This is a genomic window from Patescibacteria group bacterium, from assembly GCA_004297735.1.
In the GTDB taxonomy this organism is placed as follows: domain Bacteria; phylum Patescibacteriota; class Saccharimonadia; order UBA4664; family SCTI01; genus SCTI01.
Window position 1 is genome coordinate 1 of the sequence record SCTI01000002.1, and the last position, 24,741, is coordinate 24,741.

Consider the following 24,741-nt stretch of genomic DNA (forward strand, 5'->3'; position numbering starts at 1 on the left):
CGTAGCTAACCTGTGACGATGCCACCATTTTTTGAACGGTACCCGACTTTTGAATGCTTTGGATTGAGGTTAGCCTGGCAGCCTCAACCTCAAGCTCCTGCTTATTAGAAACAGCCTCAGCGCGTTGTCGCTGCAAATCTGATACCTGATAACCTAACACCCCCACCTTGGTTACCTGAGTTAAGTACAGCAAGGCTAAAACCGAGATCGCGGCAACCACTACTACGGTGGCCGAAACCGGACCAAGCTTCATGTCGGTCTTGGTGCGGTAAAGATTTTGGTTGCGTCGCACAGCAAGTGTGGCGGTGCTCATAATTACTAATTTCCTGTTTATTTTTAAGTTTTAGTTTTTGGTTAAATCGTTTTTTGGTGCGGTTAGCGGCGCTCATCTCGTTTTTTGGTACACCGCTAACCGCGGCAAACTAGCGGCTATTTAGCGATCTAGCTTGCGAACTTGGATGCGTCGAGCACGCATGCTCTCTACTTTGATTGGAACTGACATTCAGCCCTCCTTTTGGTTTTGGTTTATTTTCACTGCGGCTCGGAGTTTGGCGCTCCTAGCACGCGGGTTAAAAGCATCTTCGGTACCGGCTACTGGTTTGGTGGTGAGCTTTTTAAGGCTGGCCACGTGGTCACAGGTGCAAACCGGCTGTTTTGGTGGGCAGGTACAGTCTTTTGACTCGCGGTTAAAAAACTCTTTAACCAAGCCGTCTTCCAGCGAGTGAAAGCTAATGACCGCTATTCTGCCACCTGGCTTAAGCAATCTAACTAGCTTTGGTAAAGCTTGCTCTAGCTGCTCTAGCTCTTGGTTGACGTGGATGCGCAAGGCCTGAAAGGTCTTGGTGGCAGGGTGAATCTTGCTCGCTCCTCTACCGCCCACCGCTTGCTCAACAATTTTAGCTAGTTGAGTGGTGGTCGAAATCGGTCGTTGGCGTACTATCGCCGCCGCAATGCGACGTGAGCGACGTTCACCGCCGTACTGGTAGATTAGATCGGCTAGATCTTTTTCTGACACCGCGTTAACCACGTCGGCCGCCGACGGCGACTGCGACTGGTCCATGCGCATGTCGAGCGGGGCTTCAGCCATAAAGCTAAATCCGCGCTCTGGGTTGTCAAGCTGTGGTGACGAAACCCCCAGATCCAACAAAACCATGTCGACTAAACGACGATCATGTAACAGCTCTTCGGTAGCCGATAAATAATCGCGGCGCATAATCCGGACTCGATCATGGTTGTTAAATCGCTGCTGCAACGCGTGTATAGCGCGATGATCGCGATCGGCCAAGATCAAGAAGCCGTCAGGAGCAATCCGCTCAGCAATTGCCGCAGCGTGACCGCCATATCCTGCCGTTCCGTCAAAGTACAGCTCACCTGGATTTGGATCCAGTAGCTTGACTGTTTGCTCTAAGAGCACCGGAACATGTTTGGCGACGTGGGTCATTGGTATCTCGACTGTCCGTAGTTCGTGCTGGCTATCAGTTGGTGACGCGATAGCCTACGGCCAGAGTGGTTTTCAAGGTCACCTACTCAGTAGTCAGTGTTGTGTTTGAGATTTTTGTTTTTGTTGAGTGTGATGGCTATCGTATGAGCCATCGAGTTGTTGTGGTAAGGAACTGTCATAATTCCGTAAGAATTGTGGCACATTCCTTATAACGATTGTGTGAGGTGGAGTTGTTTGTTGCTAGGTGCCAGGATGTTTGAACGGATTCCTCGAACCGTCGTACTGACTACCAAGTAGCTAATCTTGAAGTTTTTGTTTTTGTTTTTAAAGGACGATGCCTGGTTAAGTTAGGTAGTTGAGGGAGTCTTGATGCGCCAGTAGCCTCCGGGCATTTTAGTGGCCACCACCTCTTTATTGCGATCAAAGCCGGCGTAACGGAGCAAATCCTGCTCTATTGTTATACGTCCCTGCTTTGAATCCATGGTGGTTTCCATCATGCCTTCGAGCAACTGATCGGCCATGTCGGCTAGCTCGCGATCAAAAACGATCGGAGTGGCTCCATTACCCTTCCACTGTCCACTGAGTGCGGTTTCCATTTCGTTGTTCCACACCGCCTCACTGTACACATGTAGGTAGTTACCAAAGCCGCGAGTGATGATAACCTTACCGCTTTCAAATTCAGGGCGAAGTTCAGCTGGAATTGTCAGCCGATTTTTGTCGTCCAATTTGCGCTTAAAGTATCTCATCAAACTCTTTCTGCCTCTCTTTCAACCCTCTATGTGCTACCTTGTGTAACCCATTGATTAGATAATACTACCCACTGCTACCCACTGTCAACGATTTTCTCTATTATTTTACCCACTTTATGCATGAATACAAAAAAGACCACCTAATCAGTGGTCTTTTACAATAATTGCTGGGGTTGGCGCATGTAGGGCTACTGCCCCACCTGCGCCGGAACGGCTACCCCAAGCGGCGCATCTCGTCGATCATGCCGTCGATCTCGCGAACGCGATTGCGTCGATGCCGACGCCCACCGTGGCGGACCGGAGGCTCGTGGAGACTCTTGGTCACCTCCTGCGGGCTGCATCCCCTCTCGCGAGCGATATAGCCGACACGTAGCGCGGCCTGTTCGTAGCTGAGCCGATCGTCCACCGAAATCTCGTGCAGGGTCGGAACTGGGAAGCCCCACTCGATTAGGAGCCGTTTCGCATCCTGTTCCGAAAGCGTCTGATTCAAGTCAGGTGCAACTGTCATACGGCGTGACCTCCGTGGTCGTTTGGGTACCGTTGCTGTGATTTTACAGATGTGAGCGTGTTTTGTCAATACTGTTAAACAAGTTTGACGAACAATATTAAATAATGATTAAAACTTGTCGAGCTGAGCCTGAACTTCGTCCGCTAGCCCATCGATCTTAACTCTCACCTGTTCCAAAGTATCGCGGTGACGAATGGTAACCGATTTGTCCTCTAGGGTGTCAAAATCAATCACAATACATAATGGCGTGCCAATCTCGTCCTGGCGGCGGTAGCGCTTGCCGATATTGCCGTTGTCGTCATACATAACCGCGCCGAACTGCTTTTTGAGGTCGGCGTAAACGTCCTTGGCAACCTTAACCAGCTCAGGCTTGTTGCGCAGCAGCGGCGATACCGCTACCTTTACCGGGGCTAATTGCGGCTTGAGCTTAAGCACGGTGCGGTCATTCTTGTCGTCCTGCCAGTAAGCGGCAGTCAGAATAGCCAGCACGGTTCGGTCCACCCCAAAGGTTGGCTCAATCACGTGCGGGATAAATCGCTGGTTGGTGGTTGGGTCGAGGTAGCCCACATCAACCCCACTGTGCTTGGCATGGTTGCTCAAATCAAAATCGGTGCGGTAAGCCAGGCCGTACAACTCCTTTACGCCAAACGGAAACTCAAACTCAAAGTCGATCGTTTTTTTGGAGTAGTGAGCACGGTCAGCCTCGGGAACGTCCAGGTCGTGAATACTGGTCTTTGGCAGGCCAATCAGCTCCATCCAATCGCGCATACGCTGCTCCCACTCGGCAAACTGCTGCTCCCACTCCCCTTCGGTCACAAAGTACTCAATCTCCATCTGTTCAAACTCGCGGGTACGGAAAATGAAATCTTTAGGTGTGATTTCGTTACGAAAGGCCTTACCGATCTGCGCCAAACCAAACGGCAGCCGTGGATGAATACTATCCATAACGTTTTTAAAGTTTACAAACATACCTTGAGCGGTCTCGGGGCGCATATAAACTTGGTTGGCGCTATCCTCGACCACCCCGGCCCGGGTCTCAAACATCAGATTGAACTGACGAGCGTCGCTCAGTTCGTTGCCCTCCGGGCTCTTGATGCCAAGCTCTTTAATCTTGGCGCTCATTTGGTCTAGCGTCATCCCAACTGGGTCAATATCATGCTCTTCCAGTAAATGATCCACGCGATAGCGTTTGCGGGTCTTCTTGTCCTCAACCAGTGGGTCGGCAAAGCCGGCGCCGGTGTGCCCACTGGCCTGCCAGACACGAGCGTTCATTAAAATAGCGGCATCGACACCGTACATATCATCGCGACTATCAACAAAAAACTGCCACCACAGCTGTTTAATATTGTTTTTAAGCGCCACTCCATAAGGACCATAATCCCAGGTACCAGCTAGACCGCCGTAAATTTCGGATCCCTGAAAAATAAAGCCACGTCGCTTGGCCAGCGAGACCAGTTCATCGATTGTAGGAGTTTGAGTGGTTTTTTTGTCGGCCATAATGTGGCTTATTATAAGGCAAACCCGGTTAGCTGGCTACTCTAGCACCTGGGCGGCACGAAACCGCTGACCAAAGGTGTGGTCGTAAAAGGCGTTGCAGGCCAGCATTGAATCAACCGCTAGATCGCTCACCGCCTCAATGCGCCGGATTGAACTCAGCGGGTTGGCCAACATCAATCGCCACAGCTTAATCTGGTCCTGGGTTAAGGGCAGATTGATTGAACCACAGCCGTCCCCAATTATGCCACCGTGCTCGACGCTCAAACCATAATTACGGTGCGATTTTGCGCCATGACAGACAACACAGCCGTCCAGCTCCGGGCGGTAACCGAGTTGATCTAGCAAGCGCAGTTTAAACCACAGCTCGGTTACCGTGTCGGGGTTAGCCGGTATCTCCTTGAGCGTATCGTGCATCAAATCAAACAGCGCCGGGTGTTCCCCTTCGCCACTCAAGCGGTTGGTCATCTCGGCAACCAAGTAGGCCAAGCGCATTGCATCGTAGTTATCACCAATCTTCAAATGCGACTGCAGTCGCGCCGAGGTGATAATATCGAGGTTCCGACCCTCGGTTAACATCAGATCCGATTCAGAGAACAGCTCTAGGTGTCCGGCCAGTTTGCTTTTAATCCGGCGCACCCCTTTGGCTACCGCGCGGATCACCCCCCGCTCCGGCGTAATTAGCACAATAATACGATCGGCCTCACCAAAGTTATGGCGGCCAATAATAATCCCTTTTGTCTGATAACTTGCCATGCCGTAAGTTTAGCAGGTATCTGGCGGACGCTTTGGTTTAAGCGGACGAGGTATTAAGCGCTACCATCACCTTTTTTACCACCTCATCCGGGGTATGGTGCGACTTAATTAGATAGTCGGTTACGCCCAGGGCTCGCGCCAGCTCTTGGTTCATGTCAACTTGAGCCTCACCAAGGTTGGTCAGCAAAATTACCGGTACGTTGCGCAATCCCGGCTTCTTTTTTATCTCTTTTAAAACGTGGAAGCCGTTCATTTTTGGCATCAAAATATCCAGTAAGATGATGTCGGGGGTGTAACCCTCTAATAAATTCAAGCACTCTTCGCCATTGGTAGCCACCACCACCTCATGACCCTCCATATCAAACTTGGCCTCATACATTTCAACCAGTACGCGATCATCTTCTGCCAACATTATCTTTGCCATTACTGTACCTCCATTCACTCGATTGGGCTTTGGTTCATCATTATACTACACTACTGCAGCAGCGGAAGCTGCTTAGCAATTGGCAAGGTAAAGCTAAACCGACTGCCCTTGCCCTCACGGCTGCTAACCCAAATTTTACCACCATGTGATTCAACCAAATTCTTAACAATATAGAGTCCCAAGCCGGTACCGCCAGCCTGAACGCTCATTGGGTTGTAAATCCGGCCGAACTTCTGGAACAGACGCTCTAGGTGAGCCGGAGTGATGCCGACCCCTTCGTCTTTAACGCTTATAACCAGCTCATTACCTTGAGCCTTAAAGTCGATTGAAACCTCGCTCTTAGGTAGAGAGTACTTAATGGCATTATCGACCAAGTTAACCAAAATCTGCCGCAACCTCACCTCGTCAGCCAACACCAGCGGCAGCTTGTGCTTGCGATTAATCTTTAGCATGATCTGGCGCTCAAATCCTTTGCTCGCCAGTTCGGCCACTACATCATTAATGAGCGGTTCAACCGCGGTTGGGGCAATTTTGAGCTTGATCTTGCCGCTTTCAATATAGCTAGCGTCCAGCAGATCTTCTACCAAATGAATCATACGCTGGTTGGTCTGGTAGACCCTTTCCATAAAGTACAGTTGACGATCGGTTAATGGACCAAAATCCTTTTGCACCAACATACTCAAAAACCCTTTAATCGCGGTTAATGGCGTGCGGAGTTCATGCGACACAATTGAGATAAAGTCGCTCTTAACCGCCTCTACCTCTTGCTCACGTTGAATGTTGCTAATAATTACGATGCCGCTGGTCACGTTACCGCTGTCGTCAAAGATTGGCGAGCAGCTAATTTCGGTCCACAAAGCCTGGCCGTTCTTGGTCTCAATCAACTGCTGCCGCTTGGTAACAACCTCGCCTTCCTGTAGTACCTTCCGCAACGGTGTCAGCATCGCCATACTGGTACCTTCGGGAGTCATCGCCTTAACCACATCGTGGAACGACCGCCCAATCGCCTCCTGCATGGTAAAGCCGGTTAGCTTACTGGCGGCCGGGTTAAAACCAACCACCTTGGTATCACGGTCAAAGATCAGGATCCCCTCTTCGGTAAAGGTAAACACCGCCTCCCATCGTTCACGGCGAGCGTTAACCTCGTTGTACAGCTCCCAGTTTTCAATGATCACCGCTAGCCGTGAGGCAACCAGTCGTAGCAGCTTGGCCTCGTGCGTGTTATAGGCCGAGTCTCGGTGGCTGACCTTGATCACGCCCAGGGCTTTAGAGTGGTAAGTGATCGGCACGGTTAGCATGTGGCTTTTGGATATCGCCCCATCATCAATCTCTGGATTATAGGTTTGAGGTTTACGTCGCAAAAACGCCTCCACCACCGGATGATACGCCCCTAAATGCCACTGGCCGGCATGTTCATGAAAGTGCGTGCTGGTCGCCACCCGCTTAAGCAGCTGCGAATCGGGCTGATACAAGTAAATGCTGACGTTGGGCGACTCCAGCAGCTGGCTGATCATGGTTAAGTACTTTTTATAGATTTGATCAAAACGGAAACCAACAAAACCACTCAGTTCCGCCAGACTGGATAGCTCGCGTGAGTGCTTGTTAGCTAAGCGAGCCATCTTGTTGGTCTCAATCGTCTTTTCGACCAACGTGGTGACGTCTCTAGTGGTGATAATGGCGCCCTCGTACCGATCGCCGCGAATTAACGGGCTAGCAACCAACTGTAAGTGCTGAATCTTCGACCCAAGATCGGCCTCGGCGTAAAAAGTGGTCTCCCGCCGCTGCTTAACCAGACCTAAAACCTTATTAATATCGGTATCAAAGCTCAAAAAGCTGGTTACTTCGGGTTGAGCCAAGGCCTCGGTGATTGGCTTGGCCGGCAGCACCTGGTTAATAATCTCGAACCGCGAACTAACCGTCGTGACCACATCATCGGCGTCAAGAATAATCATGCCAATACTGTGGTTTTGTTGAATCGCGCGCAGCTTTTCTTGCTCAGCGTACAGGTGGGTTTGGTCGCGAAGGTTGATAAGGACGCCCATAATGCCATCGTTAATGTCCCGATACGGACCCAGCACCGCCTCAATTGAGGTGGAGCGATCATCGCAGGAGATTGACATGACCAAGCGCGATTCCTGGCCGGACAGAGCACGCTTAAGAGCTCCATCGGCGTTGTCGTAAGTCAGTGGCGTTTCGTCTGGGCTGCCGTTGGGCGACTCCACCAACCCCAGAAAGGTGCGGCCGTTAATCTGCTCTTCAGGCAAGCCAAGCAGACGTGCTGCGGCTGGATTACTGTAGGTGATTACCCCGTCTTGATCTAAACAAAGCAAGCCGTCACGCATACTCTCGCGCATTCGGTCCAACTCGTTTTTAACCTTGGCAGTGGCGACTTTGGCTGGTGCCGCCACAACCGGCTGCTGGTAGAAATTTGTGGTTCGCCGCGCCATCATCACCCTTGTTACTAGTACTTAAAGTACCATGATCCACCAGATAGCCTCAAGCATAAGGGCTGTGTTCTGCTCAGTTATCTACGGGTTGATTTTAGCGCCGGCAACGATGGTATTAAACTCGCCGACATACCTTTTATCTTCGGTGATCAAAACGATGGTTTTGTCGCGCACCGGCACAATAATAACCACGCCTTCATGGCGCTGATCATCAATGGTCCCTTCAAGTTGGGTGGCGTCAATCCCCGAAACCTTGGTTCCCTTGCTAGTAACCTTTTTCTGCTTAATTAGGGTTTGATAGTCTTTAACCACATCGGCCTGGGACTGGCGCAGCAGCTTGAGGCGAAAAGCCTGGGTGTTGCGAGCATCCCGGTTGAGATTAATGGTCACCGTATCAGGGTTAGCGGCAAAATCAACTTGGGTTGGACCGGTGTTGTTACGGCCGTAATAGGTGCTCCAGGTTTTGGGTATGGGCAGTACAAAGCCACCGTCTACCGCATCGGCGGTAAAGTTTTTAAATGGTAGTTCGTTAGCTTTGCGATTTTCTTCAGCACTTTGCTGTTTTTGCTGTTCTCTAGCGCGCTGCGACTCAGCCTTAACTAAGGTGTTGAGATTACCACGAACATACTCATTGTCTCGGTAAGCTAGGACTGCTAGAACCCCAAAAACAACCATCCCAATGGCTAAGAAAATGGTAAGAATAAGATGGATGCTGATGCGTTTTTGTTCGTACATTCTGGTTATGGTTATACCATGAAAAGATCTTTTGGAGCAAGGCTGGCCAATGCGGCCCTCTTTTTAAGTACTATTTTGAATTTAAGAAAATCTATAATATTCGCTGAATATTATATAAATTATCAAATTCGATAAACTACCCTATTCGATACAAGTAGCTGTTGCGAGTTTTAGAGATCGGCTTGCGCGGCAGCTCAAACACATGACAGACAACTCGGGTCGGTCGACTAAGCTCTGATTCGAGCTTAGCGTTTAGCTTGGCCATGTACCGATCAAGCAAAAAAGTGTAAATAACATCCGCTGGCGGCAAGGTAACCATCCAGTAATTTTGCAGCCTAACACTCACCTGCCGCCGATACGGCCAAGTCCGAGCGTACGACACCAACCACAGTAATGGATTCAGCTCATACCCAATAGCGTTAGCGCCTCGCCGCGCCGCGGCAATCAACACGGTTCCATCACCGGAGCCAAGATCAATTAAGGTCTCACCGGCCTGCAGTTCGGCTAGATCAAGTGCGCCCTCAAGCTCGCGTCGTTTAATTGGCAAGTATGGTGCGCCAAAAAAGGTTCCGGCCGCAAAGCACACCGCCAGTACAATCAGCAGCCACCACATTACAGTAAGGTAGGAGGCTCACCGGCCCAGGCCGCTTCGGTTTCAGCTGGGGCAGCGGTATCAAAGCGCTGCTTGATCTTTTCAACCCGGTTCTCAACCTCGCCCAGCTCTTTCTTTAGCTCGCTGGCTAGCTCCATCCCCCGCTCAAACTTGGTTAAAGCAGCGTCTAGATCTACCTCGTCCGATTCAAACCATTCGGTTATGGCCTCAAGCTCTTTTAATTTGGTTCCAAAATCTGGTTTTGCTGTCACTACTTATCCACCTTTGCGTTGATGTTTCCTGCCGCCAATTGTACCACGAGCGAATCGCCAACGTTAACCTGCTGCGGCCCGGTAACCACCTGTTCACCCTTGCGTACAATGGCGTAACCGCGCTTTAGGGTGGCGGTCGGGTCATAGCTTCCTAGCAGGCGGCTGAGCGAGTTAAGGCGCTGCTGCTGCATGGCCAAAGTTTGACGCTGAGCGTTAAGTAGCCGCAACTCTAAGTTTTGCAGGCGGGCTTGCGGCAGCCGTACAAACCGCTCCAGTACATTAATTTGGCGAATAATGTGGTTCTGGTAACGATCGAGCCGGCCGCGAATGGTTTGTTCAAACCGGCGTTGTCGGTGCCCAATGTCCTGTATCACCTCGGCTTTATCTGGAACCACAATTCGAGCCGCATCGGTAGGAGTAGCCGCTCGCACGTCGGCCGCAAAGTCAGCCAAACTAACGTCCACCTCATGGCCCACCCCAACCAAAGTTGGCACTCGACTACCAGCAATGGCGCGAGCCACCTCCTCGGTATTAAATGCCTGCAAATCCTCCAAACTACCGCCACCCCGGATCACCACCAGCACGTCGGGAACGCTGGCCTGTTGATTAAAGTACTCAATGGCACGCACAATTTGAGCTGGGGCCGGCTGTCCCTGCACCTGAACGTCGGCCAGCTGGATCTCCATTCCGCCCCAGCGTTGGCCTAAAATTTTAATAAAATCGGCGTAGGCCGCCGACTGGCCGGAGGTAACCAAGCCGAGTCGCTCTGGGAACCGCGGCAGCGCCCGTTTACGACTGGCCTCAAACAAACCCTCTTGCTGCAACTTGGCTTTGAGCAGCTCAAAGGCCCGCTTAAGCGCGCCCTCACCGGCCAGGCTCACCGACTTGACCGTCAGGCTGAACTTACCCCACTTGGTTACCTTTGGCACTCCGGTCACTCGAATCTTCATGCCATCTTCGATTGGAACTTTTAGCTGGTAGATTGGGATAAAGCACGGCAAAGTGGCGTCCTCATCCTTTAAATCAAAGAACACCCACTTGCCCTGATTAACCTTGTAGCTGGACACCTCTCCCTCGATCGTAACCGCCGGGAAGGCAAAGTTTAAGGTTTCGTTAAGGATATCTAAAAAGGCCTTAACGCCAATAATTTGATCTGAGGGTGGCTCCAGTAACTGCATACCTTTTAGTATATCAGGTACAATAGCTCTATGAATCACATTGTCATACTCGGACGCCAACCAGAATTTGGCTTGGTAGAGCTTGAATCACGCCTATCGCCAAAACAGATCCAGCCCTGGGGCAGGTCTGCCGCCCTGCTTGAGCGGTCGATTAATCTAAGTGAGTTTGGGGGTGTTATTAAGGTCGGTCGAATCATCTACCAGGGCCCTGCTCGTGACATTAACGAGGCACCTCTCCCCCTTGACGAGCTGGTGGCCGAATCCGGCAAAACCACCTTTGGGCTAAGTTACTACGGGCTGAATGCCACCACCGCTTTTGTCCGCAAAACCGGGGTTGCTCTTAAAAAACGCTTAAAGGCCGGCGGATCGGTTAGGTTTGTGGCGCCACAAACCGGCATCCACCTATCGGCCGCTCAGGTAAAATTTAATGGCTTGTTAAAAAATGGCCATGAGTTACTAATAGTGATTAATAAGCAGCAGATGGTGGTGGCAATTACCGAACAGGTTCAAGATATCGATAGTTACGCCGCGCGCGACCACCAGCGTCCGACTCGCAGCGCCAAGGTGGGCATGCTACCACCAAAGCTGGCCCAGATTATGGTTAACACCACTCACGGCAATGAGGTTTTTGATCCCTTTTGCGGCACCGGTGTGATTCTACAGGAGGCGGCCCTGCTTGGACGTCGGGTGGGTGGCTCCGATCTGTCTGCAGATATGGTTTCGGCCACCCGCGAAAATATGAAATGGCTGAATGATATTGCCGCCTCCGCTATAGCAGCCGACGAGGCGCTTGAAGCCGACGCTAGAGCGGTTAGACTGCCCTCTGCGAAGGCATCAATTGTTTCCGAAGGCTACCTTGGTCCCAACATGAGCAGTAAGCCCACCTTAAAGCAGTTAGGGCCGATTCGGGATGAAATGCTGGCGCTTTACCGCGATAGTTTACGCAACTGGGCGGAGCAGCTTGAGTCGGGTTCCGAGATTGCAATTACCGTACCAGCTTGGCAAACCGCCGATGGCGGCCAGCAGCTACTGGGAATTGTTGACCTGCTACCTGATTTAGGGTATACTTTGAGGCAGTTTGCGCATGTCCGTAGTGACGCGCTAATATATCGGCGACCAAACCAGATAGTTGGTCGTCAATTATTAATCTTAAGGAAGAGTTAATGTCAAAGACAAAAGCTGGCGGTACAGCTAAAAACGTACATGATTCACCAGGACAACGGCTTGGTGTTAAGTTGTTTGGTGGTCAGTTAGCTATTCCTGGTAACATTATTGTCCGACAGCGCGGCAGCCGTATGGAAGCCGGAGATGGCACCCGCATGGGTAAAGACCATACCATTTTTGCCACCCGAGCCGGGCGGGTTAAGTTTACCCTTAAGCAGATTACTAAGTTTACTGGCTCAAAGGTTCGTCGTCAGATCGTAAGTATCGAAGACGAGCAGCCAACCAAGAAATAACTTTTATATTTAGGTGAATTTAAAAAACCGCCATCTTAGGCGGTTTTTTTGTTGCTGTCTTGATCTTAAAATTTACTTCGACAGCTCCTGAATCGCCCGTTCCAGCTGTGGATCACGGCCGGCGTTCAAGTCAGCCTGCTCCAGCTTAACCTCGATATCAGGCTTAATTCCAACCTTATCAATCCCTTGCCCGCTAGGGGTAAACCAGTGCGCTACCGTCACCTTAAGCTCAGCGCCATCACCCAGCTTAATTACTTCCTGCACGCTACCCTTACCAAAGCTCTTTTCGCCCAACAGTTGGCCGGCTTTGTTGTCGCGTAAAGCACCAGCCACAATCTCGCTCGCCGAGGCGCTACCCTCATTAATCAACACCACTAGCGGCAATCCAACCAGCTGGCCGCCACCGGTAGTCTGGAGTCGCTCAACCGTCCTACCCTGACGCCGCTCCTCTACCACCGTCTTGCCATCAGGCAAGAACTGGCTCGAAACATCAACCGCACCATCCAAGTACCCACCAGGATTGTTGCGCAGGTCCAAAATCACCTTGGTCGCACCCTGAGCCTTAAGATCAGCGGCGGCCTGCTGGAGCTTAGCTACAGTATCGCTGCCAAACTGCGTTAGCTGAATATAGCCAATGCCATTCTCTTTCATACTCGACTTAACGCTTGGCACCGTGATCACGTCGCGCACAATCTTAATCTCAATTGGCTCGCTGCTGCCCCTGATTATCTTAAGCGTTACCTCGCTGCCTTTTGGCCCGCGAATCTTACTTACAGCCTCGTCCAGCGTCATGGTTGAGCTGTCTTGGCCGTTGATGCTAATAATTACGTCTCCAGCACGCACTCCGGCCTTAGCGGCCGGGCTATCAACAATTGGCGAAACCACGGTCAGCTTGTTGTTGCGAATCGCCACCTCGGCGCCTACGCCCGATAAAGTACCATTTAACTGGTCTTCAAGATCCTTGGCTTCCTTTGGCTTAAGGTAAACCGTATAAGGATCTCCCAATCCGGCTACCAGCCCGGCCTTCGCACCTTCCAGCGTATCGTTTGGCTTAACCTCACCATCAAACTTTTTAACCAGGGTGTCGTATATCGATGATAGTTCGTTAAAATCAGGGCGCTCATTTGCGGCCGGACCGCCAAACGTCACCACCGTTGGGGCCAGCTGACCACCAACAAACCCAATCGCTAGCAACACCACCGCTATCAGGGTGTTGCGCACACTAAATCGAGAGGGTTCTGGATTCAAAAACTTACCTTTTATTAACTAATTAGAAGTGGATAAAGTACAAATTATCTGATGGGATAGTCATTACACTGTATTCGCCAGCGTTATTGAAATTATACTGACTTACAGTAATCATACGTCCTGAAACTGATTCAACATACATAGCATGGCCATATGGCCCGGCAGTTGTAATGGCAACATCTCCTGGTCGAGGGCTTCCATCAACAGGTATGCCTTCGGCTTGGGCGTTTCCAGGCCACTGCTTGGCGTTCCCCCTACCTCCCCAGTATGGCATACGACGTCCGGAATTGGCTACTCGGAAGGCGGTGTAGCTAACACATTCTCGGTTATACATACCCCATCTATCTATAAGTGTGTCTTTCGGGGCATTACACCATGTGGATGGATAGCCTCCCCCGCAAGGGGTGCCTCCGGAAGGTATGCCTCCAAAACGTGATGCCAAAATAGCCGCTTGCTGCTTTTTAAGCTCCTCGGCCTTGGCTGAGCTGGCCTTAGCCTGCTCGGCGTACTTCGCCTCATCACCCCTGGTCGAAGCCAAAAGATTTGACTGCTCATTTTGCTGAATTGCCAACGCCTGAGATAAATTAGTCTGGTTTCTAATTGCCAAATCTAAATCAGCCTGCTGCTTTTCTAGCTCTTCCTTTTGTCGCTGAACCTCTTTAGCGGCTTCCTGAACGTGATCCTTTAAGGTGTCTAAGTACTGCTGGCGGTCAACATACTCGCTAAAGCTTCGGCTCGAAGCCAACATTTCGAGTGGCGAAACCTTAGACTCCTGGTAGATAACGCGGACGTTCTCGTCTAGCACCTGCTTTTTTAATGCCAGTTTATCTTTGGCATCATTAATATCTTGAGTTAGCTTCTGAGCCTTGGCCTTGTTAGCGGCAATTTGCGAGCGAATCGCCTGCGACTGCGCCGCAATCTCGGCCAGCTTGTTGGCCAGCGTGTCGCCCTGAGTTCTTAAGGTAGCCGCCTGCTGTTGGTTGCGAGCCGCATCGGCGTTAGCGGCCGCGATTTGCTCCTCTAGCGTGGCGGCGTGGGCCGCTACCGGCGCCAACACCAAACCCAACGCTAGAACCAGCGCTGTTATGGTTTTAAAACTGAAATTTTTGTTTTTTGGTGAAACCATACTAATTAGGTGTTCGCCCCTTAACACTGTTTACTATACCCCTTTAGGTTTAATAATTCAATAGCGGTTATGATTCAGGCGCCTTAGCGCTTACGCCAAGAGCACGAGAGGTATTATGGCTGAGTTTTAATCTGGAATCAACCGGCTAATTATAGCTTGAGATAGCGTTTTAGGGCGACCATACTCGAAGCGGTGCCAATTAAAATTCCTAAAGCCAAAAGCGCAAACACCACCAGCACCACATTATCTTGGAGCAGCTTAACTACGATTCCGGTGTCGACGTAGTTACCAAGCCGCGGCGCCCCCTTTAAGATCACGGTGTAGGTAAACGCAATCGCGATAAAGGCCGCAATAATGCCATACAGGGCGGCCTCAAAAATGAACGGCCCACGAATATACCAGTTGGTAGCGCCCACCAGCTTCATGATCTCAATCTCCTCCCGGCGGGTAAAGATGGCCATGCGGATGGTGTTAAAGATGATCAAGGTTGAGATGATCACGAACACGACCGAGGCAGCCAGCCCGGTAGCCTTAAAGAAGTTTGAGGTTTGAATGATCCGGTCGATGGTGGCCTTGCGATCGCCACTGTAGCTAATCGGCTCCCGATCAGCCAGTAGCGGCTTGAACTCCGACTGGTTCACCACCGCCGTAATTGGGTCGAGCTTGTTTGGGTCCTTGGCTTTAATTTGGAGCGAAGCCGGCAACGGGTTATCGGTCTCGGTTACCGCCTCGAGCAGCTTGGGGTTATCCTTGTTTTGCTCACGATACTGCTTGAGCGCCTCGGCCTTGGTCACCAAAACCACTCCCTGAACGTTATCGGTCTGCTCTAACTTAACCTTGAGTGCCTTAATTTGATCGGGGGTGGCGGAGTCCTTAAGGTACACCGACACATCAATCTTACCAACCACCTCTTTAATGGTTGAGTTGAGGGCGACGGTGGCCACGTAAGAGACGGCTACCAGAGTAAGCGTAATGGTCATGACGGCTGTAGCGGCGGTGCTTAGCCAAGCGTTGCGGGCAAAGTTGTGCAGCCCGGTCTTGGTGATCCGGGCGGCTGTTAGCGGATTGATCATAGAGCGTACTTCCCCTGCTCTTCGTCCTTGATGATCCGGCCGCGCTGAATGGTAATAACCCGCCGCTTGAGCGAGTTTACGATCTCTTTGTTGTGAGTGGTTAACAGGACGGTGGTGCCAAACCGGTTAATCTTTAGCAATAATTCAATGATTTCCCAAGCATTCTTGGGGTCCAGGTTGCCGGTAGGCTCATCGGCCACCAGGATCTTGGGTTGGCGAACAAGGGCGCGCGCAATCGCGACACGCTGGCGCTCACCACCGGATAGTTCGCGCGGAAAGTTCTTTTCTTTACCGCTGAGGCCGACCAGCTGAAGCACGCGGGGCACGCTGCGCTTAATCTCACGGTTGGGAGCGCCGGCCACCTCAAGCGCAAAGGCCACGTTTTCGTGCACGTTACGGCTTGGTAGTAGCTTAAAGTCCTGGAACACCACGCCAATTCGGCGGCGCAGGTGCGGCACGTTCTTATACACAATGGTGTCATAATCCAGCCCGCCCACAATAATCTTGCCGGAACTTTGAACCTCTTCGCGGGTAAGCAGTTTAATCAGCGTCGATTTGCCAGCACCGGACGCACCCACGATAGTCACAAACTCCTTGGGTTGGATGTGCAGATTCAGCCCGCTTAGGGCAATCTGCTTGTTCGGGTACATTTTGGTAACGCGATCAAACAGTATCACGTGGCTATTTTAGCACTAATGAGCCTATAGCCAAAGTGTTTATGGTTCTTTTATTGACCAACCCGACTCGACAGATACGCCTCAATAAATGGATCTAGATCGCCATCTAGCACCGCCCCCGCCTGACTGGTTTCATGCTTGGTACGCTCATCCTTTACCTTGGTATAGGGGTGCAGCACATAATTGCGAATTTGGTTGCCCCAGGCTGCCTCCTGGTTCTCGCCGCGTAACTCACCCAGCTCAGTCTTTTGCTGCTGCAACATTAGCGCAGTTAACCGAGCTTTAAGAATTGCCAAGGCTTTTTCTTTGTTCTGCAGCTGACTGCGCTCGTTTTGAATCGCGACTACGGTACCGGTCGGAATATGGGTAATCCGAACCGCCGAATCGGTGGTGTTAACGCTCTGGCCACCGTGACCACCGCTCCGATACACATCCACTCGCAAGTCTTGCTCATCCAGCTCAAACTCTTCGGGGCGATCCAGCTGTGGCAACACCTCAACCCGAGCAAAGCTGGTTTGGCGCTTAGCATCAGCATTAAATGGACTTTGACGGACCAGACGATGCACTCCGCTCTCCCCCTTTAGCTTGCCGTAAGCGTACTGGCCATTAACCTCAACCGTCACGCTCTTAATGCCAGCCTCCTCGCCGTCGGACCGCTCAACCACCTCGGCCTTCCAGCCGGCCTTTTCAAAATACCGTAAATACATCCGCAGCAGCATCTCGGCCCAGTCCTGGGCATCGGTGCCACCAGCACCGGCAAAGATAGAAATAATAGCGTTGTTGCGATCGTAAGTACCCGACAGTTTCAGCTCAAACTCTTTGGCGGCAAAAGCCTGCTGCAAGCGCTCCAGGTTGGCCTGCAGATCGCCGGCCATCGACTCGTCGCCCAGCTCGGCCAGCTCCTTAGCTACCATTACGTCCTTATGTAAACCAACCCACTCCTCTAAATGACTCCTTAGCCCTGCCGCCTGCTGGCTAATCGCCGCCGCGGCTTGCGAGTCATCCCAGAATCCTGGCGCCTGCATCTGAGCATCAAGCTCCTCCAAGCGTCCCTGCTCGGCCTCGAGCCCCAAGCGCCGCATGGCCTCCTCGACCAGCAGCTGTAGCTCAACAAACTGTTTAACAATTGATTGCATGATGAATATTATACCTGAAACCACAAAAAGCCCCGTACCTGATACCTTTACCGGTATCCGATGGGGCGATTTGTGGGCTTATCGCGTGCGACAAGCGCCAACTAGAGTAACGGGCCCGAAGGCCCGCTGCCTCTAATTAACGATGCGTTAACCTTATCGGTTGAGTAGCTTTTTAGCCAAGGCACGCTTACTGCGGCGGTAAGCCATCACAGCGTAACCAAGAGCACCACTACCAGCCATGGCCATCAGGCCAGCCTCAGGACCGGTCTCCGGAAGAGTGGTCGGCTGAGCGGCGGCTGGGGTAGCCGGAGTCTTTGGCTGCTCGGTAGTAGTAGTTGGGCAGTCAACCTGGGCCTTAAACTGGACGAAACGAATCTGTTGGGTCGAAACACCAACGCTAGAAACGGTAACGCCACCGTTTAAGATGCCGTCGGGCAGGCTATTCAAAACCACGTTGTTCGGGTCAAGCAGCTGGGTGCTACCTGGAACATAGCTCAAACGAGCGGCACTTGAAAGGTTTACACCCGCAGTGTCGGTAATCTGAGTTGGGTTGGCGTCAGCAGCGGTTACGGTAACCATTGAGCTGTGACTGGTTCCAACAGTGGTAGGCAAAGTAGCCTTAACGTTAACATTGTTGATTGGGTCTGGACCCGGGTTGTGAATACGTACCTTAAAGGTAACAACCTCACATGGTTTGGCGGTTACAGGATCACCAAAAGTGGTGTTCTGAGTATCGTTCTTTACGCGATAGATGTTACCGCCCTCGATCTGACCGGCGGCCATTACGGGGGTAGCAACTAAGCTGACGACTGCAACAGCAGCTACAGCGGAAGTCTTAAGATTGAAGTTCATAGTCTTCTCCTTTCTGATGCTTTCGCACACAGAAAATTAGTTATCTTACGAAGTGATTCGTTAACGCATGTTATTTAGTTGTAAACGTACCACCTCTGTAAGAGAGACGGTAGACAGGCTAGATAGTCACAGATTATCAAGTTGGGTTGGGGCGGGGCTCGAAAGCCCCACCCCATTGATACCCAGAACTAGTGCATCGCCGCGGTCACCGTGGTGGTGGTCCCCGGTGTGTCCGAGTCGGTGATGACGACCGCGGAGTCGAACGACCCGGGTGTCCCGGGCGTCTCGGCCTTGACGTCGGTGTTACCCGTCGTCGTGACCGTGCCGCCGGTGCCGGTCGCGGTAGCCGTGATCGTCACCATGCCCGCGACCGAAGTCGCCCACATGGTCACCCGGTAGCACTTGGTGCCGGTCGGGCACGGTGTGCCATCCCAGCGGTACGGAACCGAGATCTTGCCGGCAAACCAGGCCGACGCGTTGCCGCTGGTGATGACCGCGTCACCGCTGGCGCCTTCACCCGAAGCCTCGTAGTAAACCTGGCAGTTGCCAGTCACGAAGATGTGGGCGCAGGTCGTCAGCTGGATCGACGGCGGTGGAATCACCGGCGGAGGCGGCGTGACCGGGGGCGGCGGCGGAGGCGGAACCTCCTTCTTGCAGATATCCCCGTTCACCGTCACGTAGTTGCCGTTGCCGACCACCACGATGCTGCACTCCGCAACGATCACGAAGCACTGCTGGATCTGCGAGTTCCACACGTGGTTCTGCTCGGCCTTGCACTGCTGCTCAGCCGAAACCACCTGGCCGGGGGTTGCGGTTGGCGGGACCTCAGCCGTCGGCGGGATCTTGCGAACCAGCCGCCTCTTGACCGACTTGACCTTCTTGACGAAGGCCCGGACATACGTCTTGCACTTCTGCCACTTCTTGCCGGCCACCACGTTACGGCAGTAGGCCTTCATGAAGGGGCGATACGAGACGCACTCCTTGTACTTCTGGTGGTAGGTGGTGCTCGTCTCGATCGTCTCGTCGACGTACACCTCCGTCTCACCGGTCGCGTCGTTGTGCACGAACTGCTCCGGCGAGATCGAGATGACCTTGCTGGTGGGCTTCCCCACCGGCTTCGGCTTCCCGACCCGCTTCTTGCTCGTCGACCGAACGGCCAGCACACCCATGTGGGAATGCCGGTAGTTGCCGTCGAATGTCGAGTAGACGCCCCCGCTGCACGAGGTGTTGAACGACAGCGTGTAGCCGCCCGGGGTGGTCGTGAAGACCACCTTCGGCGACTGCAGGAACGCCATGACCGACTGGTCCTGGTGCATGTAGCCCTGCTCGATGAGCTTGCGCTTCATCGAAGGCAGGAACTTCTTGCCCGCCGGCGTCTTGTAATACGCGACGGCGCCGGCCTTCGAGGTGAAGCCCGGACCGCAGTACGCCTGGGCCGGCGCGGCGGCGCCGAACGACATCAGGATCGCCGCCACCACGGCGGCGATCGACAGCATGACCTTGCGGAACATGGTGACCTCCAGGGTCGTGGGACGGATGAACTTGATGAATCGGCTGACGAACTTGTCAGCCGTCTGGCGGGTGAGGTGCACGTTGGGCATGACCCCTCCTTTCGGATGGCTGACAAGACTACCGCGTAGCCCAACTACGCGGTTACGGTGATGTGTACCGAAACCTGGGAATATATCGTGGGCGGCACAAATATATTCCCAGAGTACGGCACACAGCCTAATCGCGTAGAGGACTGTGCAAATGTCTAGTTCTATAGGTATCAAGGGTCTTGATGACCCATGACTATCTAGCTTGTCAATGTCCCCTCATCTGAACCAGTTCGGTTGATTTCTCCACCTCACCTCTGTTCTTCAGAGTGAATATAACAATATATCATGCTTATGCATTTTTGTCAATACTTAAGCTGTATAAAATGCTTATGATTTTAGTGCATTCTCATAAGATATAATTCCTGTGCTTGGGGCCAGATCGTACAATCTGATCTGACCCCAGTTCTCTATCTATTCCGAACCTGTTAACGTTCGGCGGTCCAGGTTGAGACCATGGCAGAGGCGCGGAGTTCATTGGCCGTGAAGCCTCTGTTCTCGTTGTTCCGCCCGAACTGCCCTGTATTCCAAGGGTCTGCCAGGTAGAACTTGCCCTGCTTAAAGCCGCGGATCACCAAAAAGTGTCCGCCTCCTGTAAACGGTCCAGGAGCAAAGAGAATGATCGCGAGACCACCTCTTTGAACGGTATTGGCTACCAAACCGAGATCTCCTCCTGTGCGGCGGGCCTCAAGCCCCATACTCAGGAGGGCGGTCAAGATGATGTCTCCGCCACCATGGAAGTAGCTCAACACTCCACCCTGGATAATCTGACTGCAGTACTTGCGAGCCAGACTAACAGGAGAGACCCTGCTTCCAGGATGAAGCGTCCGGCCCACCATAGTGAGAGCCGTCACGCCGCAACCCGAACCCTTGATCGTTCTGCCGCCACCGAGGCGACAAAACGGCTTGCCTCCCCACTTCTTCGAGGTTTGGTTGAGGCTGACCATCGGATAATGTCCACCGATGGTGTAGCCAAATCCCCTCTTAAAGGGGCGGATGTGCGCGCCTGATTGACGCTGAGGGTTCGACGGATGGCGACGAGCCGGCTTGGTGGCCGACTTCGGTGCCTTATCGGTACCCTCTTCTCCCTTCACAATCCCCAGATCTTCAATGGTTGTCTCATCTGGAGGAAGCGGCGGGAGCTCGGTCGCAACCGGCGGGGGTGCCTCCGTCGAAGGGGGCAAGGTTTCTTCGGGTGGGGGCGAAGAATTTGGATCCTCAACCACCACCGTTTCACCGTTACCGGTGATGACGGTTTGAGCCATACCCGAAGCGGGTGCCCAGGTCGCGATCGCCAGCGTAGCGCTGGCAACCAAAGCCAGGATAATGCTGATGAAGCGTGACATGTACACCTCTAGAGGTTGAATTTTCAGAGAACGTGTCCCTTTACGGGATATTACACTATATAATACTTTTGTTTTTTTGTCAATCTAAGAATCGACTATGTTTAATCTGGTTTTCATCTGTTGAGCGTGGATTCGTGGGAGGTAAAGTGGGGCCCTGGAGCGGCAGAGTTGCCGCCCCAGGGTTGAGTCGCATCAAAAGCAGGGCCGATGGGCCCAGTACTGGACCGAGTATGAGGGGTAGCCAGCCACCCTGACTACCTCGACCCAGCGAGTGAGCAGAGGCGCCGAGATGGTGACTTCCTCAAAGTCAAGGCACATCCGGTAAAGCTTTCCGCTGCTGCTCCATCCGGTGTTGTTGTACGGGCTTGCCGGGGCCTTGGTTGCTGCGGCTGCCCAAAAACAGCACAAGCCGGCCGACAGCAGCATGATGAGCAGGAATGCTCGCCAGCCCCGGCGGTACAACGACATCAGGTGTGACATAATCTGGCACCCTCCTCAGGGCTTCAAGATCTACAGATCGTGAACTTCTGCGGTAGGGCATCCGTGCCCCTCCTATGTGGTTGCTTTCCTATCTGATACGACTCTGGGTGACTTGATCACCCACGAATCAACACATCGCTGTCAACGTACGATGGACAAATATACCATAAAGCTTACGTTTTGTCAATGATTTTACAGCACTGTATAGCTGATTTAATTACCAGTTAATTAAAAATTCGACAGATAGAACGATCTGGATTATGGTCGATATATGAACTATATTGATCAGCCTGGCTACGAGGAGTTTAAGGAAGCAATAAAGCGCTTCCACCCCGACACTCAAGAGCGTTTATTGCGCATACATGCTAAAAATGAGCAAAGGTGGAGAGCTCACGATGAAGATTTTTACGCAGTTATTGAGGATACAACTCAGATGAAGAAGTTATTACGACGGATTAAAAAGCGTCTTGATGCATTTGAAAATAAGTCTAAAGCGGTCGGGACAAGAAAAGCCTAACGTCGTTTTTTGCGTTTTTTGTTTGCCTTTTTAGAGCCCCCAGATGAGCTCTTTTGTCGTCTAGCAGCACGGTTGCCACCAGATGGAGCAACCTCTTCCCCATCTGATCCGGCCTGGCTCATATCGCTGAGCTCGTGGGCCTGGGCAGCGGCCCGGGTCATAGCGGTCTGGACCTGTTCACCGGCTGGTTCAATGGTCAGGCTGGCGCGTAAGATTGAATTGGCAATCTCCGCCTCCATAATCTGGATCAGCCGATTAAATAGGTTGTGACTTTCGCGCTTGTACTCAATTAACGGATCGCGCTGACCAATGGCACGCAGGCCAATACCTTCACGCAGTCGCTCCATGGCCTCCAGGTGCTCAATCCATAACCGGTCGAGTATCTGCAGGTAAACCAGCCGCTCCAGCAAGCGCATCGCCTCCGACCCCATCTGTTGTTCCCTGGAATCATACAGCTTAGCGGTGTAACCAATTAGGATTTGAGCCACATCTCGCGGGTCAGCATCCTTAACCTGATCTATTACCGACTGGTCCAACATCATGCCGGCCTGGACCTGTTCAACCACCTTATCGGTATCAAGTATGCCGGTACGCTGATCGGTGTGAGCTTCAACCAACACCGTCATCTCGTGAGCCAGCATCTTCTCAATCTCTTCCCTCAGGTTGGCGTGCTTGAGCGCCGCCTTGCGTCGGCTGTAAATCACCTCACGGTGTCGGTTCATTACATCGTCAAACTCAACCACCTGCTTGCGAATGTCGAAGTTGTGCCCCTCCACCTTCTTTTGGGCGTTTTCAAGACTACGACTAACCACGCCGCTCTCAATCGGCGTTTCGTCGTCAACACCTAGACTTTGCATCAAACCGGCCACTCGCTCGCCACCAAAGATGCGCATCAGATCATCTTCGAGCGAGACATAAAAACGGGTTGAGCCTGGGTCACCCTGGCGCCCAGCGCGACCACGCAGCTGGTTGTCGATCCGACGAGACTCGTTGCGCTCGGTACCAATTACGTACAAACCGCCAACCTCCTGCACTCCTTCGCCCAACACAATATCGGTACCACGACCGGCGATGTTGGTGGCAAGCGTCACCGCCCCCGGCTGGCCGGCATCGGCCACAATTGAGGCCTCGCGTTCGTTGTTTTTGGCGTTGAGCACTCGGTGCGGAATCTTAGCCTTACTTAGCAACTGGCTCAGCATTTCGTTCTTAGCGATTGAGGCAGTACCAACCAACACCGGCTGACCGGCCTGGTGTCGCTCGGCAATATCACCCACCACGGCGTTAAACTTACCCATCTGAGTACGATAAATTCGATCTGGATGGTCAATTCGGATATTGGGTTTGTTGGTTGGAACCACCACCACATCTAGCTCATAGACCTTAAAGAACTCCTCTTTTTCGGTCGCGGCGGTACCGGTCATACCGGCCAGCTTCTGGTAAAGGCGGAAGTAGTTCTGGAAGGTGATGGTGGCTAGCGTCATCGATTCCTGACGAATCTCAACCCCCTCTTTGGCCTCAATCGCCTGGTGTAGACCCTCGCTGTAGCGACGACCGTGCATTAAGCGACCGGTGAACTCGTCCACAATAATGATCTCGTTTTCGCGCACCACGTAATCTCGATCCTTGAGGTAGAGCGACTGAGCCTTGAGCGACTGCTCAACGTGGTGAACGTCCTCAATCCGACCGGCTTCGTAAACATTATCAACACCTAAAGCCTTTTCCAGCTTACAAATACCATCGTCGGTAACACTGACCGCCTTTTGCTTTTCGTCCAAGGTGTAATCTGTCCCCTCCTGTAAACCCTGGGCCAAGCGGGCAAACTGACGATACTTGTCGGTGCTTTCGCCGGCCGGGGCGCTAATGATGAGTGGAGTCCGTGACTCGTCAATCAAGATAGAGTCGACCTCGTCAACAATGGCGTAGGCCAGATCACGCTGCACCATCGCTGGCTCTTCATTAACCATATTGTCGCGCAAGTAATCAAAACCAAACTCGTTGTTGGTACCGTAGGTAATATCGGCGGTATAGGCTTCGCGGCGGCTAACCGGGCGCAGATGTTTGAGTCGGACGTCGTCAACACCTTCGGCCCCATAGTCCGGATCGTACAGATAAGCTGATACACCAAAGGTCGCCTGTGGCACAATCACCCCGGTGGTCAAGCCAAGCGCATGGTAAATCTGAGCCATCCAGCCGGCGTCACGTCGTGCCAGATAGTCGTTAACGGTCACCACGTGAACGCCCTTACCGGCCAAAGCGTTAAGGTAGGTTGGCGCGGTAGCAACCAGGGTCTTACCCTCACCGGTCCGCATTTCGGCGATTTTACCCTGGTGGAGCACGATTCCGCCGATTAGCTGGACATCATAATGGCGCTGGCCAATGGTGCGCCTGGCGGCTTCGCGAACCGTGGCAAAGGCTTCGGGCAGGAGATCATCGATGCCGACACCTTCTTTGGCAAGCTGATCTTTGAGCTTTTGGGTCTGATCTTTGAGCTTAGCATCGGATAATTTCTTGGTTTTGGCTTCGAGTGCGTTGACCTGTTCAACCAGCCGCTGAGCGCGGTTGACTTCGCGGGAACTGGTATCGCCAAAAATGCGCTGCAACAACTTCATAACCTGGTTATTTTAGCACATTTCTC

The 24,741-nt window shown here is 52.5% G+C and carries 24 protein-coding genes; 3 read left to right on the forward strand and 21 right to left on the reverse strand.

All coding sequences use genetic code 11. From position 1 onward, the window contains the following. The 12 genes from EPO04_01615 to xseA all read right to left on the reverse strand — a co-directional run. Nucleotides 1–313 (reverse strand): hypothetical protein (locus EPO04_01615; GenBank protein TAK88795.1); only part of this gene is annotated, 313 nt, incomplete at its 3' end. A 189-nt stretch (nucleotides 314–502) separates the two neighbouring features. Further along, nucleotides 503–1,441 carry a 16S rRNA (cytosine(1402)-N(4))-methyltransferase RsmH gene (gene rsmH / locus EPO04_01620; protein TAK88796.1) on the reverse strand — a complete coding sequence of 313 codons (939 nt, stop codon included), beginning with the start codon at nucleotides 1,439–1,441 and terminating at the stop codon, nucleotides 503–505. Between the two features lie 347 nt (nucleotides 1,442–1,788). Then, entirely contained in the window at nucleotides 1,789–2,187 is a 399-nt protein-coding gene (locus EPO04_01625) for a hypothetical protein (GenBank protein ID TAK88797.1), read from the reverse strand. Between the two features lie 217 nt (nucleotides 2,188–2,404). After that, a complete protein-coding gene (locus EPO04_01630; protein ID TAK88798.1) occupies nucleotides 2,405–2,698 on the reverse strand; it encodes a hypothetical protein in 294 nt (97 codons plus the stop codon). A 108-nt stretch (nucleotides 2,699–2,806) separates the two neighbouring features. Further along, on the reverse strand, nucleotides 2,807–4,195 hold the full coding sequence (locus EPO04_01635; protein ID TAK88799.1) for a glycine--tRNA ligase: 1,389 nt from the start codon (nucleotides 4,193–4,195) through the stop codon (nucleotides 2,807–2,809). A gap of 36 nt (nucleotides 4,196–4,231) precedes the next feature. After that, nucleotides 4,232–4,948 (reverse strand): DNA repair protein RecO, encoded by a 717-nt coding sequence (gene recO, locus EPO04_01640; protein TAK88800.1) that lies wholly within the window; start codon nucleotides 4,946–4,948, stop codon nucleotides 4,232–4,234. 37 nt (nucleotides 4,949–4,985) lie between these two features. Continuing rightward, entirely contained in the window at nucleotides 4,986–5,372 is a 387-nt protein-coding gene (locus EPO04_01645) for a response regulator (protein TAK88801.1), read from the reverse strand. A gap of 50 nt (nucleotides 5,373–5,422) precedes the next feature. Further along, nucleotides 5,423–7,822, reverse strand: a complete 2,400-nt coding sequence (locus EPO04_01650; protein ID TAK88802.1) for a PAS domain-containing protein — start codon at nucleotides 7,820–7,822, stop codon at nucleotides 5,423–5,425. A gap of 78 nt (nucleotides 7,823–7,900) precedes the next feature. Continuing rightward, complete coding sequence (locus EPO04_01655) at nucleotides 7,901–8,554, reverse strand: hypothetical protein (GenBank protein TAK88803.1); 654 nt, start codon at nucleotides 8,552–8,554, stop codon at nucleotides 7,901–7,903. Nucleotides 8,555–8,690: 136 nt separating this feature from the next. Continuing rightward, the gene (locus EPO04_01660) at nucleotides 8,691–9,167 is read right to left on the reverse strand and encodes a hypothetical protein (protein TAK88804.1); all 477 of its coding nucleotides are present in this window, start codon (nucleotides 9,165–9,167) and stop codon (nucleotides 8,691–8,693) included. Continuing rightward, nucleotides 9,167–9,418 carry an exodeoxyribonuclease VII small subunit gene (xseB, locus tag EPO04_01665; protein TAK88805.1) on the reverse strand — a complete coding sequence of 84 codons (252 nt, stop codon included), beginning with the start codon at nucleotides 9,416–9,418 and terminating at the stop codon, nucleotides 9,167–9,169. Before xseB ends, EPO04_01660 begins: the two co-directional genes overlap by 1 nt. Beyond that, nucleotides 9,418–10,596 (reverse strand): exodeoxyribonuclease VII large subunit, encoded by a 1,179-nt coding sequence (gene xseA, locus EPO04_01670; GenBank protein ID TAK88806.1) that lies wholly within the window; start codon nucleotides 10,594–10,596, stop codon nucleotides 9,418–9,420. The genes xseB and xseA overlap by 1 nt, the downstream gene beginning before the upstream one ends. A 30-nt stretch (nucleotides 10,597–10,626) precedes the next feature. Here xseA and EPO04_01675 point away from each other — a divergent pair, with 30 nt between their 5' ends. Both EPO04_01675 and EPO04_01680 read left to right on the forward strand, forming a co-directional pair. After that, nucleotides 10,627–11,760 carry a hypothetical protein gene (locus EPO04_01675; GenBank protein TAK88807.1) on the forward strand — a complete coding sequence of 378 codons (1,134 nt, stop codon included), beginning with the start codon at nucleotides 10,627–10,629 and terminating at the stop codon, nucleotides 11,758–11,760. Beyond that, nucleotides 11,760–12,053, forward strand: coding sequence for a 50S ribosomal protein L27 (locus tag EPO04_01680; GenBank protein ID TAK88808.1), 294 nt, complete (start codon nucleotides 11,760–11,762; stop codon nucleotides 12,051–12,053). The genes EPO04_01675 and EPO04_01680 overlap by 1 nt, the downstream gene beginning before the upstream one ends. Before the next feature lie 72 nt (nucleotides 12,054–12,125). On the opposite strand, the gene EPO04_01685 is transcribed toward EPO04_01680, so the two are convergent. From EPO04_01685 to EPO04_01720, 8 genes are all read right to left on the reverse strand, one after another. Next, nucleotides 12,126–13,316, reverse strand: coding sequence for a S41 family peptidase (locus EPO04_01685; GenBank protein TAK88809.1), 1,191 nt, complete (start codon nucleotides 13,314–13,316; stop codon nucleotides 12,126–12,128). A 7-nt stretch (nucleotides 13,317–13,323) separates the two neighbouring features. Further along, on the reverse strand, nucleotides 13,324–14,427 hold the full coding sequence (locus EPO04_01690; protein ID TAK88810.1) for a CHAP domain-containing protein: 1,104 nt from the start codon (nucleotides 14,425–14,427) through the stop codon (nucleotides 13,324–13,326). Nucleotides 14,428–14,576: 149 nt separating this feature from the next. Next, complete coding sequence (locus EPO04_01695; GenBank protein TAK88811.1) at nucleotides 14,577–15,500, reverse strand: ABC transporter permease; 924 nt, start codon at nucleotides 15,498–15,500, stop codon at nucleotides 14,577–14,579. After that, complete coding sequence (gene ftsE / locus EPO04_01700) at nucleotides 15,497–16,177, reverse strand: cell division ATP-binding protein FtsE (protein TAK88812.1); 681 nt, start codon at nucleotides 16,175–16,177, stop codon at nucleotides 15,497–15,499. Before ftsE ends, EPO04_01695 begins: the two co-directional genes overlap by 4 nt. Nucleotides 16,178–16,227: 50 nt before the next feature. Beyond that, on the reverse strand, nucleotides 16,228–17,313 hold the full coding sequence (locus tag EPO04_01705) for a peptide chain release factor 2 (GenBank protein ID TAK88813.1): 1,086 nt from the start codon (nucleotides 17,311–17,313) through the stop codon (nucleotides 16,228–16,230). A gap of 153 nt (nucleotides 17,314–17,466) precedes the next feature. Next, nucleotides 17,467–18,165, reverse strand: a complete 699-nt coding sequence (locus tag EPO04_01710) for a hypothetical protein (GenBank protein TAK88814.1) — start codon at nucleotides 18,163–18,165, stop codon at nucleotides 17,467–17,469. A gap of 188 nt (nucleotides 18,166–18,353) precedes the next feature. Then, nucleotides 18,354–19,766 (reverse strand): hypothetical protein, encoded by a 1,413-nt coding sequence (locus EPO04_01715; GenBank protein ID TAK88815.1) that lies wholly within the window; start codon nucleotides 19,764–19,766, stop codon nucleotides 18,354–18,356. 425 nt (nucleotides 19,767–20,191) lie between these two features. Beyond that, on the reverse strand, nucleotides 20,192–21,109 hold the full coding sequence (locus EPO04_01720; protein TAK88816.1) for a hypothetical protein: 918 nt from the start codon (nucleotides 21,107–21,109) through the stop codon (nucleotides 20,192–20,194). A 751-nt stretch (nucleotides 21,110–21,860) separates the two neighbouring features. Between EPO04_01720 and EPO04_01725 the strand changes: the two genes are divergently transcribed. Then, on the forward strand, nucleotides 21,861–22,106 hold the full coding sequence (locus EPO04_01725) for a hypothetical protein (GenBank protein TAK88817.1): 246 nt from the start codon (nucleotides 21,861–21,863) through the stop codon (nucleotides 22,104–22,106). Here EPO04_01725 and EPO04_01730 read toward each other — a convergent pair. Continuing rightward, nucleotides 22,103–24,715, reverse strand: a complete 2,613-nt coding sequence (locus EPO04_01730) for a preprotein translocase subunit SecA (protein TAK88818.1) — start codon at nucleotides 24,713–24,715, stop codon at nucleotides 22,103–22,105. The genes EPO04_01725 and EPO04_01730 overlap by 4 nt on opposite strands. Between the last annotated feature and the right edge of the window lie 26 nt (nucleotides 24,716–24,741).

Excerpts from the sequence above, each read along its gene's own strand:
- EPO04_01690 (TAK88810.1), bottom strand. The coding sequence starts at position 14,427 with ATGGTTTCACCAAAAAACAAAAATTTCAGTTTTAAAACCATAACAGCG.
- EPO04_01695 (TAK88811.1), bottom strand. The coding sequence starts at position 15,500 with ATGATCAATCCGCTAACAGCCGCCCGGATCACCAAGACCGGGCTGCAC.
- EPO04_01730 (TAK88818.1), bottom strand. The coding sequence starts at position 24,715 with ATGAAGTTGTTGCAGCGCATTTTTGGCGATACCAGTTCCCGCGAAGTC.
- EPO04_01680 (TAK88808.1), top strand. The coding sequence starts at position 11,760 with ATGTCAAAGACAAAAGCTGGCGGTACAGCTAAAAACGTACATGATTCA.
- EPO04_01705 (TAK88813.1), bottom strand. The coding sequence starts at position 17,313 with ATGCAATCAATTGTTAAACAGTTTGTTGAGCTACAGCTGCTGGTCGAG.
- EPO04_01650 (TAK88802.1), bottom strand. The coding sequence starts at position 7,822 with ATGATGGCGCGGCGAACCACAAATTTCTACCAGCAGCCGGTTGTGGCG.
- EPO04_01655 (TAK88803.1), bottom strand. The coding sequence starts at position 8,554 with ATGTACGAACAAAAACGCATCAGCATCCATCTTATTCTTACCATTTTC.
- EPO04_01625 (TAK88797.1), bottom strand. The coding sequence starts at position 2,187 with ATGAGATACTTTAAGCGCAAATTGGACGACAAAAATCGGCTGACAATT.
- rsmH (TAK88796.1), bottom strand. The coding sequence starts at position 1,441 with ATGACCCACGTCGCCAAACATGTTCCGGTGCTCTTAGAGCAAACAGTC.
- EPO04_01635 (TAK88799.1), bottom strand. The coding sequence starts at position 4,195 with ATGGCCGACAAAAAAACCACTCAAACTCCTACAATCGATGAACTGGTC.
- EPO04_01645 (TAK88801.1), bottom strand. The coding sequence starts at position 5,372 with ATGGCAAAGATAATGTTGGCAGAAGATGATCGCGTACTGGTTGAAATG.
- recO (TAK88800.1), bottom strand. The coding sequence starts at position 4,948 with ATGGCAAGTTATCAGACAAAAGGGATTATTATTGGCCGCCATAACTTT.
- EPO04_01715 (TAK88815.1), bottom strand. The coding sequence starts at position 19,766 with ATGCCCAACGTGCACCTCACCCGCCAGACGGCTGACAAGTTCGTCAGC.
- EPO04_01720 (TAK88816.1), bottom strand. The coding sequence starts at position 21,109 with ATGTCACGCTTCATCAGCATTATCCTGGCTTTGGTTGCCAGCGCTACG.
- EPO04_01675 (TAK88807.1), top strand. The coding sequence starts at position 10,627 with ATGAATCACATTGTCATACTCGGACGCCAACCAGAATTTGGCTTGGTA.
- EPO04_01725 (TAK88817.1), top strand. The coding sequence starts at position 21,861 with ATGAACTATATTGATCAGCCTGGCTACGAGGAGTTTAAGGAAGCAATA.
- EPO04_01660 (TAK88804.1), bottom strand. The coding sequence starts at position 9,167 with ATGTGGTGGCTGCTGATTGTACTGGCGGTGTGCTTTGCGGCCGGAACC.
- xseA (TAK88806.1), bottom strand. The coding sequence starts at position 10,596 with ATGCAGTTACTGGAGCCACCCTCAGATCAAATTATTGGCGTTAAGGCC.
- EPO04_01630 (TAK88798.1), bottom strand. The coding sequence starts at position 2,698 with ATGACAGTTGCACCTGACTTGAATCAGACGCTTTCGGAACAGGATGCG.
- EPO04_01710 (TAK88814.1), bottom strand. The coding sequence starts at position 18,165 with ATGAACTTCAATCTTAAGACTTCCGCTGTAGCTGCTGTTGCAGTCGTC.